Origin of the sequence: Salinispora pacifica CNR114 (assembly GCF_000514775.1) — a bacterium.
In the GTDB taxonomy this organism is placed as follows: Bacteria; Actinomycetota; Actinomycetes; order Mycobacteriales; family Micromonosporaceae; genus Micromonospora; species Micromonospora pacifica.
Map to the genome: position 1 here is coordinate 1 of NZ_AZWO01000086.1, position 2,193 is coordinate 2,193.

Sequence of the window (2,193 nt, forward strand, 5' to 3'; positions counted from 1 at the left end):
TCAAGTACTCCACCGTCGACCGCAACACCGCCGCCGCAGCAGGTGGCGGCATCTACAACACCGGCCTACTGGAGATCGTCAAGTCCCACATCGACAACAACACCAGTGGCGACGGCGGTGGCGGCATCTTCTCAACCAACGGCACCGTCACCATCAAGGGCGGCAGCGTCTCCGGCAACCAGGCATCCAACGGGGCAGGGATGTTCCTGTCCAGCTCCATCGGCACGGTTACCGGCACCCGAATCGCCGGGAACACCAGCAGCGGTAGCGGTGGTGGAATCCGAGCCGGCGTCGGGAGCCAGCTGACGATGCGAAAGGCCGAGCTGGCGGACAACACCGCCTCCATCCTCGGCGGCGGCTTGTTCGTCTCCGGAGCAGAGGAAGGGGAAAGCTTCGCGACCATCGAATACAGCCTTATCAAAAACAACGTGACCTCGGCTTCCGGCGGAGGAATCTTCGCCGCCGGGCAGACGGTGCTGCGACACACCAAGGTGATCGGCAACCAGGCCAACCAGGGCGGCGGCATCTACAACGAAGGCACGACCAGCCTCTTCACCACGAAGGTGGTCGAGAACATCGCCATCACCGACGGTGGCGGCATCTTCAACGCCGGCGGCACGGTGAACCTGAACACCGCCACCGGCACCATCGTGATCAAGAACCGACCCAACAACTGCGTCGACGTCCCCGGCTGCGCCGGCTAGCACCCGCAACAAACGGACAGCCAACGGAGTTCCGCCCCGTCGCCGGTAGGCGACGGGGCGGAACCGTCATCTCGTTCCCGAGCAGGTCGATCATCCAGTTGCGCCAGCCCGGCCCGCGGGCCGAAGTGAGACCACCCCCGGCCCTACCCGCGCTGACCTTCCGGCTGCCCGTCGCCACGCTGGCCGGATCGACCATCAGCGACGCCACCGTCGGAAGCATTGGAGATGCCGATCCGCTCCAGGCGTTCTCGCACTTCGGTCGCGTGCTGCTGGGCGATGGTCATGTCAGCCCCGGCAGCCTTGAGCAGTTCGACGGTTGGCCGGCTGACGCCGTACGGATCTGCCAGCGCCACCCCGGCCTGGATGCCGAGCAACACCGGGTCGTCGGTTATCGCCCGTACCGCGGCGACGGCCACCTCCTGTGGCAGGCCCCGACCTTCACCGATGCTGTAGCGGTTGGCTGTGCCGGCCAGTTCTGCCAGGAGCAACCGCTGCGGCTGCGGCAGCGACGGCATGTACACCATCCCGTGGCCGTACCCAGATAGGCGCCCCGAGAACCCCTGGCCGTCTGATTTTTCGCCATCCGCGCCGACCATTCGGAGGGCCGTTTGGCCCGGCGCGTCGTGACGGATTCGGCTTGGCGCAGGTCGTCCTGATGTGGCGTCGTCTGGTGTGCCGGAAGGGCTCGCCCAGTCGGAAGTAAGCCGTCCGAGAAAGTGGGCGGCCCAGCAGCGGGCCCGTTCCCACCGGCCGTCGGCGGGAACGGGCCCTCGTGGGACTGCGAATCGCTATCCGGCGCAGCCGGGGACGTTGACGCAGTTGTTGGGTCGGTTCTTGATCACGATGGTGCCGGTGGCGGTGTTCAGGTTCACCGTGCCGCCGGCGTTGAAGATGCCGCCACCGTTGGTGATGGCGATGTTCTCGACCACCTTCGTGGTGAAGAGGCTGATTGTGCCTTCGTTGTAAATGCCGCCACCGTCGGTGGCCTGATTGCCGATGATCCTGGTGTGCCGAACCACTGTTTCCCCGGCGTTGTAGAGGCCTCCGCCGACTGAGCCGGTATTGGTGTTGTTCTTGATTAGGCTGTCCTCGATGACAGCGAAACTGTCCGTTGCCACGAACATGGCGCCGCCGAGGGCCGATGCGGTGTTGTCGGCCAGGTTGACCTTCCGCATTGTGAGTTGTCCACCGCTTTCGACCCGGGTGGCACCACCGCCACTGCTGCGGGCCAGGTTGTTGGTGAAGGTGGTGCCGGTAACGGTGCCGACGCCACCGAAGACAACCAACCCCCCGCTGGCGTCGGCGAAGTTGCCGGAGATGGTGCCGCCCTTGATGGTGACGGTGCCGTTGCCAGAGTAGATGCCGCCGCCACCACCACCGATGACCGTGTTGTCGTCGATGTGGGACTTGACGATCTCCAGTAGGCCGGTGTTGTAGATGCCGCCACCTGCTGCGGCGGCGGTGTTGCGGTCGACGGTGGAGTACTTGA

General features: G+C 65.4%; 1 protein-coding gene and 2 pseudogenes. 1 reads left to right on the top strand and 2 read right to left on the bottom strand.

Annotated elements, in window-relative coordinates:
• Positions 1-704, top strand: a pseudogene (locus B118_RS32265) (right-handed parallel beta-helix repeat-containing protein); the annotation flags it as partial.
• 143 nt (positions 705-847) lie between these two features.
• Here the strand turns inward: B118_RS32265 and B118_RS0124785 are convergent.
• A complete protein-coding gene (locus B118_RS0124785) occupies positions 848-1,228 on the bottom strand; it encodes a hypothetical protein (protein ID WP_028185740.1) in 381 nt (126 codons plus the stop codon).
• A gap of 264 nt (positions 1,229-1,492) precedes the next feature.
• Positions 1,493-2,193, bottom strand: a pseudogene (locus B118_RS32270) (right-handed parallel beta-helix repeat-containing protein); the annotation flags it as partial.

Bases quoted from the DNA above. Each gene is read 5' to 3' on its own strand.
- B118_RS0124785 (WP_028185740.1), bottom strand. From the start codon at position 1,228: ATGGTGTACATGCCGTCGCTGCCGCAGCCGCAGCGGTTGCTCCTGGCA.